Origin of the sequence: Alkalimarinus alittae (genome assembly GCF_026016465.1) — a bacterium.
Lineage (GTDB): Bacteria > Pseudomonadota > Gammaproteobacteria > Pseudomonadales > Oleiphilaceae > Alkalimarinus > Alkalimarinus alittae.
Map to the genome: position 1 here is coordinate 1,142,491 of NZ_CP100390.1, position 16,496 is coordinate 1,158,986.

Here is a 16,496-nt window from a genome sequence, read left to right on the forward strand (position 1 = left end):
TCAATATTTAGAACAGGCTAATAGAATGTGTCATATTTTAATTTTATTCTGTTTGAATCTGATTAATTTTTAACCTGTAATGTTAAGAATCTTCAGGTATAATCCGCCAACTTTTTAGTCAGAATGATGGTTGTCCAGAACAACTCTTCTTTATATAGCACCACTACAAATGATTGAGACCTATGACAGTTAAGAGCTTTGACCCTAGCCAGCAGAACGACACTATTACCGAAAACCAAGCAATTGCAGAGAGTGAGTTGATCGAAATGGCATCTGTAGAAGGCGCTTCAAGTGGTGCGCGCATTGGTTTTGTGAGCCTGGGGTGCCCTAAAAATTTAGTGGACTCTGAACGGATTTTGACTCAGCTTCGTATTGAGGGTTATGACGTAACCCCAAGCTATGATGATGCTGATATGGTTATTGTAAATACCTGTGGTTTTATTGATAGTGCGGTTCAGGAATCTTTAGATGCGATTGGTGAAGCGCTGGCCGAAAATGGAAAAGTATTGGTCACGGGTTGTTTGGGCGCAAAGAAAGATGATATTACTGAAGTTCACCCAGGTGTATTGGGTGTGACAGGGCCTCATGCTTACGAGAATGTATTAGATCAGGTTCATCAGCATGTGCCGCGCCCTGAGCATAACCCGTTTGAGCATCTTATTCCTGCGCAGGGTGTTAAGTTAACACCTCGTCATTATGCGTATTTAAAAATATCAGAAGGCTGTAATCAGAAGTGCACGTTTTGCATTATTCCATCAATGCGAGGACGTCTTGATAGCCGACCTGTTGGAGAGGTGTTAGACGAAGCGCAACGACTTGTTAGCAATGGCGTAAAAGAGCTATTAGTGGTTTCGCAAGATACGGGTGCTTACGGGGTTGATACTAAATACCGTATGGGCTTTTGGCAGGGGCGCCCGGTTAAAACGCGCTTTCTTGATTTATGTGAGTCACTAGGCGAGATGGGGGCTTGGGTTCGCTTGCACTATCTTTACCCTTACCCACATATTGATGATGCGATACCGTTGATGGCAGCAGGTAAGATTCTGCCGTATTTAGATATTCCGCTACAGCATGCTAGCCCGCGTATATTGAAGATGATGAAGCGCCCAGGATCGATCGATAACACGTTGGCGCGGATTAAAAAATGGCGAGAGATTTGCCCTGACTTAACTATTCGAAGCACGTTTATTGTCGGGTTCCCCGGCGAGACTGAAGAAGACTTTCAGTTATTGTTAGAATTTATAAAAGAAGCACAGCTTGATCGCGTCGGTTGCTTTAAGTATTCGCCTGTAGAAGGGGCCGTTGCAAACGATTTAGCAGAAGCGGTGCCTGAAGATGTTAAAGATGCGCGCTTGGCTCAGTTTATGGAGCTACAAGCTAAAATCAGTGCAGATCGATTACAGTTGAAAGTCGGCAAGCGTATGCAGGTGATTGTTGATGAAGTGACCGAAGAGGGATCGGTAGCCCGCACTAAGGGTGATGCGCCTGATGTTGATGGTTTAGTTTTTATTGATAATGTGACTAATGTAGCGCCAGGCGACATGCTTGATGTGATCATAGAAGAAGCGGATGAGCATGATATGTGGGCGCATTTAGCTGAATCTTAATGACTGTGTAGATTTATGGATCCCACCCTTCGCGGGAATGACAACGCTCACTAAGCATAACGGTTTTAATGTGTTTCTTATAGTGCGTCATCCTCGCGCATGTGGGGATCCAATGTTTTAGTTTGTTGGAATGACAATGGTTAAAGGCGTAGGCACCGACCTCATAAAAATAGCGCGCATAGAACAAGCACTTGAAAAACATGGAGATCGCTTTGCTTCGCGTATTTTAACACCTGATGAAATTCTTTTGTTTAAAGCTGCCCCAAGCAGTGTCCGTTATTTAGCCAAGCGGTTTGCCTTAAAAGAGGCAATTGTTAAAGCGTTAGGGACGGGGGTCGCGAAAGGAGTAGGGTGGCAAAATATCAACATAACAAACAACGAAGCCGGTCAGCCTTATGCAGAGTTAAATGGTATGGCGCAGACGGTCATGGCGTCTTTAGGGGCGACTTGCCTGAGTGTGAGTTTGTCTGATGAACAAGAATACGTATTGGCGTTCGCCGTATTATCTTAAGATACGTAACCTCAAAACTATGCACGATATCTCCTGATTCCACTTCGCTGCATCAAGGCTGCAAGAGCTTTTGGTTTGTTAGGTGGCTTTATGTTTATTGAAATTTCGTAGTGCTTTCTGCCAGTTGTTATAATCTGCCCAACGTAAGACTTGTTCAATGGCTTCTATGAGGTCTTCATAGTGAGCTTCTAGATTGTCTGATTTTTGTTTTAGTGCTGCTTCCATTCTCTCAGCGGTTTCTTGCAGTTCGGGCACGCCGCAGTATCGAGTCGCGCCGTGAAGCTTGTGTACTCGTTCAAGCAATGCTTCACGGTCTCCGTCTTCAAAGAATGTTTGTATGGCTTCTAAGTCAGGGACGAGGTGCTCAAGTAGCATGCTAAACAGTTCTTCTGCTAGGTCGTTTTTGCCTGCGGCCAACTTTATACAGAGGGCGATGTCTACACAGGCCGCTTTGCGTGCACGAGTTGATGGTTTGATCGTTTGGGGCGCAGGGTTATCAGCCTCTAGCAGTTCAGGGCTCGCGCATTGAAACCCCGTACGGTGATAAATAACATTTTGCAATTGCTGCTCGCTAATGGGTTTTGTTAAGTAGTCATCAAAACCTTTGTTGAGTAGGGTTTTCTTTTCTTCAGCCAGTGCGTGAGCGGTTAGTGCGATTATGGGGATGCGTTGACCGCTTTTTTCATGAGCTCTTATTTTCTCGGTTGTTTCAATGCCATCCATGCCGGGCATTTGTACATCCATAAAAATTAGATCAAATTTTTGTAGCTTCCACTTGGTTAGGGCTTCAAACCCGCTGGCGGCAGTGACGACATTGATCCCAAGCTCTTTAATAAGTACCTCTACTAGCTTCAGATTGGCGTCATTGTCGTCAACCGCTAGTATGGTGGGGGCGAGTGATTTTGTTGTCCCAGGTAGTGTATGGATAGGGTTGGGGAGTTCAGCTAAGCGGGGTTTAGGTTCGACAGTATCACCGTTAACAAGCGCGTGTAGTGTACCATAGAGGCGCTGATAGATAACCGGTTTAGTCAGGTGGGTGCTGGCTATATCGAGTATTGAGTGTTGGTGGTGATCTAGAGTAGGTGTAAGCAAAAGCGTTCGGCAGCCACGGTTATACTCTAGCTCGCTGAGCAGTTGTTTGTATTGGTTTGACCCCATTAAGTGTCGGTTGATACCGATGATGGCTACGGCAAACCCTTTACGTTTTTCTTGTGCCTTTATAACCGTACTAATTAAAGCAGAGGGTGAATCGACGTGCTTAACATGAACGCCTAAGTTGCTGAGCATGTGCTGAACGGCAAGACCGGTTGTAGCCTGGTTTTCTAGATATACAATACGCTCTCCCGAGAGCGCTTCTAATGTGGGTTCAGGGCTGGCATTACTTGCGATTTCAGTGGCGAGGGTAAACCAAAAGATAGAACCTTTACCTAGTTCGCTCTCGAGCCCGATTTCTCCGCCCATTTCTTCGATTAATCGCTTCGAAATAACCAAACCTAAACCGGTGCCGCCATACTGTCTTGCTGTAGATGCATCAGCTTGTGCAAATGCATTAAATAATGATTGTTGCTGAACCCTAGATAGCCCAACGCCGGTATCTGATACGCTGATCTTAATCTTAATGCTGTTGTCTTTTTGAGCCTCTAGCATTGCCCGAAGCACGACTTCACCACTTTGGGTGAATTTAATGGCGTTGTTGACTAAGTTTGTGATGATTTGTTTGATTCTTAAGGGGTCACCCAAAACATTGTTAGGCACGTCGCTATAAATTAGCGGCACTAAATCTAGCCCTTTACTGTGAGCGGTGGGGGCTAACATTGTCATGACATCTTCGATGATTTCTCTCAATTTTAACGGTGTTCGGTCAAGTATGAGTTTGCCTGCTTCGATTTTAGAAAAGTCGAGGATGTCATTAATAATCGTGAGTAGAATCTCAGAAGACTTTTTAATCGTGGTTAAATGGTCTTTTTGATGCTGTGATAGGCTCCCTTTCATTAATAGGTTAGTGAAGCCTAGAATACCGTTAAGCGGTGTGCGTATCTCGTGGCTCATATTTGCCAAAAATTCAGATTTAATGCGGCTCGCTTCAAGGGCTTCTTTTCGCGCGATATCAAGTTCGATATTTTGTATTTCAATTGTTTCGAGTGTTTCACGCAGGTCTTCGGTTGCCTGGTCTATATTGTGCTGCATTTCGTTGTGGGCTTTACTGAGTGTTTCAGCCATAGAGTTAATGCCCGCCTCTAACAGCATAAGCTCTTCTCCACCGCCACTATATACACGTGTGTCGAGCTTGCCTTCTTTTATTTCAGTTACGGCGCGAGTGACTTTTTCAATCGGCCGAATAACACCGCGAGTCATTTTTAATGCGATCAGCCAGTTAACGAAAATGCCCAAAAAGATAATCAGACAGCTGGTGAGTATCGCTTGATACTGAGCAACGGTTGAGTTCGCATGAGAAAGCTCCAAGGCAACCCAGCCCACATTACTTTTGTTGTCGGCATTAATATGCTGGGGTTGCGTCTTATCGAGGGAATGATCTGTCACGAGCGGTTGAGATTGTATTGGGGTAATAAACAGTGTGGAGTCATCGGTTTCTTGAATGACGACTCTGTCCTTAGGTAACTTAGCGGGGTTTATGGTTGATAGCATTTTCGGCCCAGAATGTACCAGGCTTCTATGGTAGCTATCTAAAATTATGATAGAGCGAACGTCTTTTTCTTCGAGAGTTGCATTCGTTAGACTCAAAAGAAGAGGGCGGTTACTGGTAATAACACCGTACTCACTGGCGGTCGTCAATTGCCGCCCAAGAGAAAGGCCTCGCTCATGTAGCAAGTTTTGAATGCTGCTGATCTGGGTGTAGGTAAACACAATACCCAATGTAAGCGCGATGGTGATGGCAGGGAAAAGCGCCAATACCATTACTCGGGTTTTAACTCCCCATTTTCTCATTGGAAGCCCTGTCATGCTGTGTGTAAAGTGACTTATTTCTAAACGTTATATAAATATCTAAATCTATGCTATATGTTTAGCTACACGTTTAAAGTGAGAGCACGTATATTAGTGCTTTGGCGTAAGCAAGCACAGAACTAATAACCGTTTTGGCAGTCTATCATAAGCGTCATTGAAATTTTTACATCTGTTAGCATTTCTTAGAGATCATTCATGGAATTTCCTACTATAGAGTCGCTTGTTGGTCATACGCCGTTAGTTCGATTACAACGACTCCCTGGCGACACAACCAATACAATACTAGTTAAATTGGAAGGCAATAACCCTGCCGGCTCAGTTAAAGACCGACCCGCGTTAAGTATGATACAAGCAGCAGAAAACCGAGGTGAGATAAAACCCGGTGACACGTTAATTGAGGCAACCAGTGGTAATACAGGTATTGCGTTAGCCATGGTTGCGGCGATTAAAGGTTATAAGATGGTTTTAATCATGCCGGGAAATATGAGCGAAGAGCGACGCGCGTCTATGTCAGCTTACGGTGCCGAGCTTATAACGGTTAGCAAAGAGCAGGGTATGGAGTTCGCCCGTGACCTAGCGCTTCAGATGCAAGCTGAAGGTAAGGGTCGAGTGCTTGATCAATTTTCTAACGAAGATAACTTGCTGGCTCATTACCATACAACAGGGCCAGAGATCTGGCAGCAAACGGGCGGTACGGTGACTCACTTTGTTAGTTCGATGGGAACCACCGGTACGATCATGGGCACCTCTCGCTACCTGAAAGAGAAAAACCCAGCAATACAAATTGTAGGGCTGCAGCCGAGTGAAGGTGCGTCGATTCCGGGTATTAGACGCTGGCCAGAAGCTTATTTGCCTCGCATTTTTAATGCTTCCAGTGTGGATGAAACCATCAATATGGGGCAGGAGGAAGCGGAAGAAACAATGAAAGCGCTTGCTCAACAAGAAGGTATTTTTTGTGGGGTTTCGTCTGGTGGCGCTGTTGCAGGTGCACTTCGTTTATCGAAAAGGGTTGAAAATGCAGTAATCGTCGCCATTATCTGTGACCGAGGAGACCGGTACCTTTCTACTGGCGTGTTTAAATAGTTATACTGATGCGTTAAGTAGTTACAAATTTGCAGCGGTTATTGACCTCAAAATCGCGTATTCTGCTGAGTTATTAGGCATTATTACACTTACTTTATTCGTGGCCATGCTTAGTTAAGGTCGCGTAGACAAGGCTGTAATCATCAATGGCAAGAAGACCTCAGCATAAAAAGAAAAAACTACCCGCAGGGTTGGTTGAGCTAACCATTAATGCGTTAACTCATGATGGTCGAGGCGTTGCTCGTCGAGAGGGTAAAACCCAATTTGTAGAAGGCGCGCTCGTGGGTGAAACGGTGCGAGCCCGTTATACCGATACGCGTAGTAAATTTGATGAATTGGTCGCTGAAGAGATCTTGGTTGCTTCAGAAGACCGTCTCACACCGCCTTGCCCCCATGCCTCACTCTGCGGGGGCTGCAGTTTGCAATATATCGACAGTGAAGCCCAGATACGCTTTAAGCAGACTGTATTACAGGGGCAGTTTCGTCATTTTGGCGACATAACAGTTGAATCGTTCCTTCCCCCTATGACGGGCCCTTCGTCAGGCTATCGCCGTAAGGCACGGCTAGGGGTTCGCTATGTGGGTAAGTGTGACGAAATGCTATTGGGGTTTCGTGAAAAGCGTAGCAGTTCTATTACCAATATTAACCAGTGCTTAGTGATGGATGATCGTATCGCTAAGCATATTGATGCGTTACGTGCGGTTATTCGTAGCCTGAGTGTATTTCGAGCTATTACGCATGTAGAAGTGGCGGCTGGGGATGCAGAGGTTGCACTTGTTTTTCGTCATATGTCGCCTTTAAATAATGAGGATATCGATAAGCTTATTGCGTTTGGTGATTCGCATTATTTTCATATTTATTTGCAGCCTCAAGATGCGGGTTCGACGTACCGAATTCATCCTAAGACCGGCGAAGAGCGTTTAACTTATCGATTGGATGATTTTGATTTAAACATGAAGTTCCATCCGCTAGATTTTACACAGGTCAATGCTGATATTAATCATCAGATGGTGAGCCGTGCGGTTGACTGGTTGCAAGTGAACTCAGAAGATAGAGTACTCGACCTGTTTTGCGGGTTAGGCAACTTTACATTACCTCTCGCTCGAAAGGCACGAGAGGTAGTCGGTGTAGAAGGCACTGAGGCGATGGTGTTACGGGGTCGAGAAAATGCCGAATATAATGACTTGCGCAACGTGAAATTTTATGGCGCAGACTTGCAAGCCGATTTTACTCAGTCAGAATGGGCTAAAGAAGGTTTTGATAAACTATTAATTGATCCACCTCGCTCAGGCGCGTTAGATATGGTTCGATATTTGCCTAAGTTTGGTGCGAAGAAAATTGTTTATGTTTCGTGCAACCCTGCAACATTATCGCGGGATGCGGGTGTATTGGTTGAACATGGTTACCGTATGGTTAAGGCGGGCGTTATGGACATGTTTCCGCACACTACACATGTTGAGTCAATTGCACTGTTTGAAAAATAATCGTATCAGGTGCGCGCCATAATAGGGCGGCTACTTGAACATTAGCGAACTAACGCTTGGACTAGGTATGGTTAAGGTTAGAGAAGATCATCATCTATCAGCAGAAGGCCACGTTGATATAGAAGGCTGGATTCAGCACATCTCAGTGCAAACAAAACTTGATGACGTAGATGTCATTCGGGATGCGTGCGAGCTAAGCCTCGAAATTGAAAAAGAGGCAGTAAGGGAAGATCGGCTATGGGCGCAAGGTCATAGCAGTTTTGAGACCGGTCTTGAAATGGCTCAAATTCTGGCAGAACTGAATCTTGATCAGCAATCACTGGTTGCTGCAATTCTTTACCGTGCGGTAAGGGAGGAGCGATTAAGCCTCGACGCTGTTAAGAAAAAGTTCGGTGAAGAGGTCGCTAAGCTGATTGACGGTGTTCAGCAAATGGCGGCGATTTCTGCTATTCATACCCCGTATAAGGGCTCAGTATTAGGTCAAAGCCAAGGCCAGCTCGATAATGTACGTAAGATGCTTATCACCATGATTGATGATGTGCGAGTGGTGCTAATTAAGCTAGCAGAGCGTACCTGTGCTATTCGAGCGGTTAAAAACGCTCAAGCAGAGAAGCGTCAACGCGTTGCTCGAGAAGTTTTTGATATATATGCGCCTTTAGCGCATCGGTTGGGTATCGGTCATGTTAAGTGGGAACTAGAAGATCTTTCGTTCCGTTATCTTCATGATACTGCATACAAAAAAATTGCTAAGCAGCTTCGAGAAAGGCGTGTCGATCGGGATGAATTTATTCGAACTGTACTCGATACGTTAGAAAGTGAAGTGGCAAGGTTTGGTCTAAAGGCCGAAATTACCGGAAGATCAAAGCATATTTACAGCATTTGGCGGAAGATGCATCGAAAGAATTTAGATTTCTCACAAATCTATGATATTCGAGCCTTTCGTATCTTAGTGCCTGAAGTTAGGGACTGTTACGCGGTATTGGGCATCGTACACTCATTATGGCGGCATATTCCTCACGAATTCGATGATTATATTGCTAACCCCAAAGGTAATGGCTATCGCTCGCTGCATACCGCCGTTGTAGGCCCTCAGGGTAAAGTAATGGAAGTACAAATTCGTACCCATGAAATGCACGAAGAGGCTGAGTTAGGCGTCTGTGCTCATTGGTTATACAAAGGCACTGATGTTAAGACTAAATCGACCGGTTATGAAGATAAAATTAGCTGGTTAAGGCAGGTGCTTGAGTGGCAAGAAGAAATCGGTGATGTTTCGGGGCTGGTTGATCAGCTTTCAACAGAAGCTAGCACCGACCGGGTATACGTGTTTACACCCGAAGGTCATGTAGTCGACTTAAGGCAAGGCGCAACGCCGGTTGATTTTGCTTATCGTGTGCATACAGAGGTAGGACATAGTTGCCGTGGTGCGAAAGTAAATGGTCGCATAGTACCGTTAACATACCCTTTAAAAACTGGCGAACAAGTTAGCATACTGACCTCAAACAACCCTGCACCAAGCCGTGACTGGTTAAACTCAGGGTTAGGGTATATTCAAACTTCGCGCGCCAGAGCCAAAGTGGCACACTGGTTTAAAGAGCAAAACCGAGAACAAAACATTATTGATGGTCGTGCAGTGCTTGAAGATGAATTTAAGCGGTTGTCTGTCGGCGATATTGAGCTTAATGAACTCGCTGAAAAAGTGAATTATAAATCGGCAGCCGATATGTTTGCCGCTATTGGTGCTGGTGATCTCAGGCCCATGCATGTGGCTAATGTCGCTCAAAAGCTGCTTGGTCCTCATGAAGAAGAGCAGCTAAGTCTGCAGCTTAATGTCTATAAAGAAGATAAATCGACAGATTCGGATATTCAGATACGAGGTGTGGGTAAGCTATTAACCACTATCGCCAACTGCTGCCAACCGGTGCCGGGGGATTCTATCATCGGTTATATTACCGTTGGGCGAGGGGTATCGATTCATCGAGATGATTGCATTAACCTGCTGCAGCTACAAGACAAAGATCCTAATCGTATTATCGAGGTATCTTGGGGTAAAACCCCTGAATCGACTTATGCCGTTGATGTTGAAATACAGGCGTATGATCGGGAGGGTTTAATACGGGATGTAACGATTATATTGGCGAATGAACGGGTCAATGTGATCGGGATGAACACTTATACAGACCGCATGAACAGTACTGCAACATTGATACTAAAGGTTGAAATTGATAGCCTCGATAGCTTGGGGCGCTTGTTATCGAAAATAAAACAGCTACCGAATGTCATAGAAGCACGACGTAAACGGGATAGTTAAGGAGTTGAGTTTATGAGTGAGCGCTACGGCATCGAAGATCTACTATACCTAATGAATCGCCTGCGTGACCCTGAAAAGGGTTGCCCGTGGGACATCAAGCAAACGTTTGATTCAATACTGCCTCATACTCTTGAAGAAGCCTATGAAGTGGCTGATGCCATAGAAAAAAAGGACTATGAGCACCTAAAAGATGAGCTAGGTGATTTGCTGTTTCAGGTGATATTTTATGCCCAAATGGGTAAAGAAAGCGCGTATTTTGACTTTTCTGACATCGTTTCAAACTTAGTCACAAAGCTCGTTCGACGTCATCCTCATGTGTTTCCTGATGGCACCTTAGTAAGCGAATTGGCCGATGGTGAGACCATCTCTGAAGCAGAAATAAAGCAAAACTGGGAGCGCATTAAAGCTGAGGAAAGAGCATTAAAAGCGAAAAAAGAAGCGCTTATTGCGTTAGAAAAGAAGAGGAAAGAAGCTCCATTTACCAGTGTGTTAGATGATATACCCGCTAACTTGCCATCGTTAGCTCGTGCAGAGAAACTGCAAAAACGAGCTGCTCACTATGCTTTTGACTGGCCCTCGGTTGAACCCGTGTTCGACAAAATACAAGAAGAGCTAAAAGAACTGAAAGATGTGCTAGCACACCCAGAAAGTGATGCGATAATGCAGCAACAACACCTCATAGATGAAATGGGTGATGTGCTATTTTGCTGCGTCAATTTAGCACGTGTTATAAAGGTGAATTCAGATACTGCACTCAGGTCGACCAATCAAAAGTTTATTAATCGCTTTCAATACATTGAAAAGTCACTCCTTCAGCAGGGAAAGGTTTTAGGTGATGTCCCGCTAGATGAGTTGGATGCCCTTTGGGATGAAGCCAAAGGTTCTTTTCAGAAACCGCTTACACGCTCACTGTCGTGATAGCTGAGCGCCCTAATTCGGTTTTGCTGTATAAGGTTAAGCGTCTAAAACGTATATGACGCTTCGCCGTAAATAGAGCGCCCAGCCATTGGAAAGTCACCCGGAATCCCCGCAACGGGTCCAGCACTCGCTTCATAGACAGACTCATCAAATGCATTGCGAATCGAAAAAGCCAGTTCTAAACTATTCCAAACTTTCTTTTTACGAAGGGTGAGGTCAACGGTTGTATAGTCGTCTACCGGTTTTCTGCTGTCGCCAAAAGCCCTTTTTTGTTCGCCCACCCAGTTGATTTGGGCATCAAAGTGCCAATGGGTGATGAATTCCCATTCACTGCGTCCGTATATTTGGTGATTGGGTGCATCACCTACATCTGTATTTGTTTTGTCATCCTCAGATTTTTGGTAGGCGTAGTTTGCAAGCAACCGAAGAGTGTTAATGGGTTCATAGTCTACTTCTAGCTCTGTTCCATAGCCCGTTCTTTTACCTGCATTTTGTGCTTGTGCCGTGTTGGGGCCGTCGTTTATGAATGTAATATAGTCGTCTATTTGGTAATAGAATATATTGGCGCTATAACGTAATTGAGATGAGAGTTGCTGGGAGAATGCAAATTCATAGGTGTCTATCGTTTCTGGGTCAAGTTCTGGGTTGCCTTTCGCGATAGGGTTGCTGGTAATATATAACTCAGCAACGGATGGCGCTCTAAAGGCTCGACCATAAAGTAACTTGGTTGTGATACTGTCGGTTGTAGCCCATACCAATGCAAGCCTTGGGTTAGTTGTATCTCCAAAGTCAGAGTAATGATCGTAGCGTATCCCTGATGTAAGTTGCCAGTTGTCTGCTAGTTGCCACTCATCTTGGGCAAAAATGTAATAGCTTGTTCGGTCTTTCTCAGGGAGAAACACTTCAGCCGTATCGCTGACATCTTCTATTCCTGGTCTGGGTAATCCATTTGGATAAAAGTTCTTTGATTCCGTGACTTCAAACACATCGCCCCAATATGCGCCAGTGCCAAGACGCACAATATGGCTGTTAAATCCGCGGTAAACGCTGCTGAAATCAAATCGAGCATTTTCTTCTTTCGTTTCAGGGTTACCGATAAATCCGTCAGGGTAGGCTCCACCAAATGCGCCAGAAGGGAATAGCAATATGTTTTCTTCGACGTCTAGTGTACCCCTGTAGTAACTTACGCGGCTTTCTATACCCCAATTGGGTGTTAGATCTTCTAAGGTGTGTGTGTAATCTGCATTGAAACGGTCGCTACCAAAGCGACCGTTAGGGTCTAAGGCTTGAGCAATCCCTGGGCCACTACCTACGTTGCTCCTGCCTTGAAACCCAACACGTAATCTTGAATTGTCATAAGCGATATCAAGTCTTGAGTCGATCATGTCTGTCATAGTGTTTACTGCGCCAGGTGCTAAAGACGCATTGGTCATGAATAAGGCATCCCAGTTGGTTTGGGCGTCATGTTGTATTTTTTCACGCCAGCCGTCAGTGGTTTCGTATTCAAACGTAAATCCGATATCAAAACCGTTGTAGTTACCTCCATGTTCCACCCAGCCTGCTTGTGTATTAAAACTACCGGCTCGCGCTCCGACTTTTGTACCGTCTATATCTTTACCTGTTTTTGTTACGATATTTATTACGCCGGCAAATGCGTCCGCGCCGTGCATGGCTGATCCTGGTCCTCGAATTACTTCAACGCGACTAATTGATTTTACCGGCATTCCGGCCCATGCGTTCCCTCGATTGCCAAAAGCTAACTGTGTTACTGGGATTCCATTAATAAGTACTAAGGTTTGAGAATTGTATTGAGAAGTAATGCCTCGAATATTGTATTTAGGGAAGTAAGCTTGGTCTGAGCGGCCAACATGAACACCTGGCACGGTTTCCAGTATTTCATCCAGATCAGTGGCGCCCATGGCAACGATGTCTTCTTCTGTGATTACCGTCGCAACAGCTGCGGCTTTATCCAGCGGAGTCTCAGTTCCCGTTGCAAGGCTAGTAACTCGAACCTGTCCTAACTCTTCAAGCGGTATATCCCATAAACTATCACTGCCGCCCAACGGCTCTTCATCAGCTAACACCGATCCACTGCCTAAGGCGATCGAAACCGCTAGTAGACCCGAAAAAGGTGAAGATGAAATATAAGAAGAGGGCGCCTGACGAATAGAGGGATTTACAGACTTTTTAATCATTGCTACACCGCTACACACAAAGTAGGCATTTGACGCATTTTATCGTCCTCTTTTTAAAGGTCCTGGTTTTGCGATGCCAAAGCCTTGGCCAAAATCTACGCCCATGGCTTTAAGTGCATCTTCAGTTTCCTGGTTTTCGACAAACTCGGCAATGGTTTGTAGTCCCGCTGCATGGCTGATGCGATTACAGGCTTCGACGATACCTTTATCAATAGGGTCATTAAGTAGATTTTGTACGAAACTACCGTCTACTTTAAGATAATCAACCGGTATGGTTTTGAGATACGAGAACGAACTCATGCCAACGCCAAAGTCATCGAGTGCAAATTTAAACCCTTCGTCGCGAATTTCAGTAATAAATTCGACAGCCTCGGTGAGGTTGTTTATTGCAGCCGTTTCGGTAATTTCGAGACAGATCCGATTGGGCTTTAAATCGTAATCTTTTAATAGCTTTCGAATATCATCAAAGAATGCATTATCGCTTAGAGAGGTTCCGGATAAATTGATAAAGAATGTGCCTTCATCTTTTTTGCCTAACCCTGACTCCGATAAATATTGAAAAACGTTCTTAACGACCCAGCGGTCAATAAGTGGCATCAGGTTATAGCGTTCTGCGGCAGGAATAAATGCACCAGGAGGCACTAAGCCTCCTTCTTCATAAAGTCTTACCAAAAACTCCCCATGTTCACCTTTACAGCTTGGCTGTAGCGCCTTCATGGGTTGAAAATAAAGTATGAAACGATCTTCTTCTAAGGCTTTTTTTATTTTGCTCGCCCATTGCATTTCATTACGGCGTTGGTTGTATTCTGCGTCGTCTTCACTGTACCACTGGATGCCGTCGCGACCTTTGTCTTTAGCCGCATAGCAAGCCATGTCGGCACAGCTCAGTAATTCATGTATGGAGGTGGTGTCTTGGTTGATGGCAACCATGCCAATACTGATACTGATAGCAAAGGGCTTATCTTGCCATGAAAAGCGTAAGTCTTTGATGTCTTGGCGAATACGCTCGGCTAGTGTTAGCGCGCGCTCTTTGGAGGTGTTCTCGAGTAGGATACCGAATTCATCACCGCCTAACCGTGCGAGGGTGTCAGATTCTCGGATGTGAAGCTGTAGCGATCGCGTGACTTGTTTGAGTAGTTCATCGCCAGCGACATGCCCGCATGTATCATTAACGATCTTAAATTGATCAAGGTCGAGATACATCAGTACATTAGGTTGGCCAAAGCGTTTACTATCGTCTACGGCAGCCCTAAGTCTTCGCTCAAACTCTTTACGATTAAGCAGGTTTGTGAGTGTGTCATGAAATGAAAGATAGTGAAGATTCTGCTCGGCCTCTTTGCGTGCTTGTTGGCCTGCTGTTGCTTTTAGTTCCCGCTGTATGACCGGTACTAAGCGAGCAAGATTGTCTTTCATTACGTAATCTTGAGCGCCTGTTTTCATTGCCTCTACGCCGACTTGTTCTTCAATGGTTCCTGAGACCACGATGACCGGCATATCGGGGGTGATTGCCTTGATGATTTTAATGGTATCTTGAGACGTGAGCCCAGGCATATTGTGATCAGATATTACAACATCCCAGTCGTGCATAGTGAGGGCTTTGCGGAGTGATTCCTCACCCTCCACCTGAAGGAACTCAGTCTTGAGTCCGCCTTTACGGAGTGCTCGAATGATTAACAGCGCATCATCTTCTGAGTCATCGATTATTAATATATGAAGCACATTTTCCACGTTTATTACGTTCTCTTGAGGCATTTAAAAGGGGCTAATACTTTTGCAAAATACACACATTAGTCATGTCAGCCAGGTGCAGCGCGTAAGGCCTGTTTTTACTTTGCTTTGGTCTAGTCTAAAGTCTAGTTAAATGGTGGCGTTCTGCCAGACTTATTTTTTTGGCGCAGACTGATCAGGATTATGGCCGCTCCTATAAGATATTACTTCGTCTTCAGGTGGCCGGTTGTCATGCAGGGTAAAATAAAATGTAGCACCTTCACCCAAGGTCGATTTTGCCCAAATATCGCCATGGTGCCGGTGTATAATACGGTAAACCGTTGCCAAGCCGATACCGGTTCCGTCAAATTGCTCTGGCGAGTGTAAGCGCTGGAATGCAGTGAATAAGTTTGTTGCGTAGCGTTCATCAAAGCCTGCGCCGTTATCTTTAATAAAGTAGATGGTGTGGCCGTTTTCGACATAATAGCCCACTTCTATTCTTGGAAGTTTTTCATATTTGGTGTATTTCCAAGCATTGCCGATGAGGTTATCAATTGCGACTTCGATTAGTTGTGGGTCGCCCATGATATACATTTCAGGTTGAACTTTAATGTTAATAATTCGATCGGGTTCTTGTTGCTGAAGTTGATAAAACGCGTGGTTAACCATGTCTGTAAGATCAAAATGAGTATCTTTAATTTGCTTACGGGTAACGCGAGAGAGTTGCAGTAAGCTGCTGATAAGCACACCCATTTTTTGGCTGGCGGCTCTGACACGCTTTAGGTAGTCATGTGCGGTTGGTTCCAGTTCTGCCCCGAAGTCTTCTAACAGTGCTTTACTGAATCCATCGATGGCGCGAAGAGGGGCGCGCAAATCATGTGATACCGAATAGCTAAAGGCTTCAAGCTCTTTGTTGGCCATTGCGAGCTCTTTGGTTCGTTCATTCACTTTTAGCTCAAGCCCTTCTGAGTTTTCAGTGATTACATGGTTTTGTTCTTGTATGGTTGAAAGCATCGTATTAAACGCATCGACTAGGTCACCGATCTCGTCATAGCTTTCTTTGGTCGCTCTAAGTGAGTAATCCTTCTTGTTGGTAACTTGGCGAGCCGTGTCTTTCAATAGTGTTAAGGGGGTGGTGATGTAGTTTTGCAAAAATGATGAAATGATGAATACAGCGAGAATGACCAATAATGAAAAGACGCCCGTTGCAATAACGTAGGTGGAAAGATGTGTGTTTAAGTTGTTTAGGGATACGCGCACGAATAGCAGACCGACGGTTTCACCATCAAGAACAATCGGTTGGGAGAGCTGGTAGTAACCTTCATTAAAATGACTTAGGTTGCGACTAGGGTGATCGGGACAGCCAGTGCTAGAGGTGTTTTTTTGCGGGCTATCTTGTTGCGTCTTGTCGAATGATGCAAGAATGTCGTCAGACTCGCTATAGATACACGTAGTCTCGATATCATCATGGATGCTTAGGCTATCTACGTTTTCTTGTAGCGCAACCGTATCGTTAAACAGTATCGCGGCATGGCTTCGGTTAGCAATGATTTTAGATGTGGTTGAAAACTCTTTGACCATGTTATTACGCAGGGATACATACTCGTATGCAATAAACACTGAACTCAATAACACGACCGTCAATAAGGTTGATGTCATGATGATCATGGTCAGCTTTTTCTTGATGGACAGGTATTGAGTTCTAAACATATCTGCCCC

Annotated in this window: 10 protein-coding genes; 6 read left to right on the forward strand and 4 right to left on the reverse strand. The window is 44.9% G+C overall.

All coding sequences use genetic code 11. The annotated features are described in order from the left end of the window. Positions 1–182: 182 nt before the first annotated feature. Together rimO and acpS are read left to right on the forward strand one after the other, a co-directional pair. A complete protein-coding gene (gene rimO / locus NKI27_RS05075) occupies positions 183–1,607 on the forward strand; it encodes a 30S ribosomal protein S12 methylthiotransferase RimO (protein ID WP_265048603.1) in 1,425 nt (474 codons plus the stop codon). Between the two features lie 136 nt (positions 1,608–1,743). Further along, entirely contained in the window at positions 1,744–2,118 is a 375-nt protein-coding gene (gene acpS / locus NKI27_RS05080; RefSeq protein WP_265048604.1) for a holo-ACP synthase, read from the forward strand. Positions 2,119–2,196: 78 nt separating this feature from the next. On the opposite strand, the gene NKI27_RS05085 is transcribed toward acpS, so the two are convergent. Next, on the reverse strand, positions 2,197–5,064 hold the full coding sequence (locus tag NKI27_RS05085) for a response regulator (protein ID WP_265048605.1): 2,868 nt from the start codon (positions 5,062–5,064) through the stop codon (positions 2,197–2,199). 213 nt (positions 5,065–5,277) lie between these two features. Between NKI27_RS05085 and cysM the strand changes: the two genes are divergently transcribed. The 4 genes from cysM (at position 5,278) to mazG (ending at position 10,875) form a co-directional block, all read left to right on the forward strand. Then, the gene (gene cysM, locus NKI27_RS05090; RefSeq protein ID WP_265048606.1) at positions 5,278–6,165 is read left to right on the forward strand and encodes a cysteine synthase CysM; all 888 of its coding nucleotides are present in this window, start codon (positions 5,278–5,280) and stop codon (positions 6,163–6,165) included. A 146-nt stretch (positions 6,166–6,311) separates the two neighbouring features. Next, the gene (gene rlmD / locus NKI27_RS05095; RefSeq protein WP_265048607.1) at positions 6,312–7,649 is read left to right on the forward strand and encodes a 23S rRNA (uracil(1939)-C(5))-methyltransferase RlmD; all 1,338 of its coding nucleotides are present in this window, start codon (positions 6,312–6,314) and stop codon (positions 7,647–7,649) included. Positions 7,650–7,683: 34 nt separating this feature from the next. Continuing rightward, positions 7,684–9,957 (forward strand): GTP diphosphokinase, encoded by a 2,274-nt coding sequence (relA, locus tag NKI27_RS05100; protein WP_265048608.1) that lies wholly within the window; start codon positions 7,684–7,686, stop codon positions 9,955–9,957. 12 nt (positions 9,958–9,969) lie between these two features. Next, a complete protein-coding gene (gene mazG, locus NKI27_RS05105; protein ID WP_265048609.1) occupies positions 9,970–10,875 on the forward strand; it encodes a nucleoside triphosphate pyrophosphohydrolase in 906 nt (301 codons plus the stop codon). Positions 10,876–10,919: 44 nt separating this feature from the next. On the opposite strand, the gene NKI27_RS05110 is transcribed toward mazG, so the two are convergent. The 3 genes from NKI27_RS05110 to NKI27_RS05120 form a co-directional block, all read right to left on the reverse strand. Beyond that, positions 10,920–13,070, reverse strand: coding sequence for a TonB-dependent receptor plug domain-containing protein (locus NKI27_RS05110; RefSeq protein WP_265048610.1), 2,151 nt, complete (start codon positions 13,068–13,070; stop codon positions 10,920–10,922). Positions 13,071–13,109: 39 nt separating this feature from the next. Beyond that, positions 13,110–14,789: an EAL domain-containing protein gene (locus NKI27_RS05115; RefSeq protein ID WP_265048611.1), complete on the reverse strand. Its 1,680-nt coding sequence runs from the start codon at positions 14,787–14,789 to the stop codon at positions 13,110–13,112. Between the two features lie 162 nt (positions 14,790–14,951). Then, entirely contained in the window at positions 14,952–16,487 is a 1,536-nt protein-coding gene (locus tag NKI27_RS05120) for an ATP-binding protein (protein WP_265048612.1), read from the reverse strand. Positions 16,488–16,496: the final 9 nt, after the last annotated feature.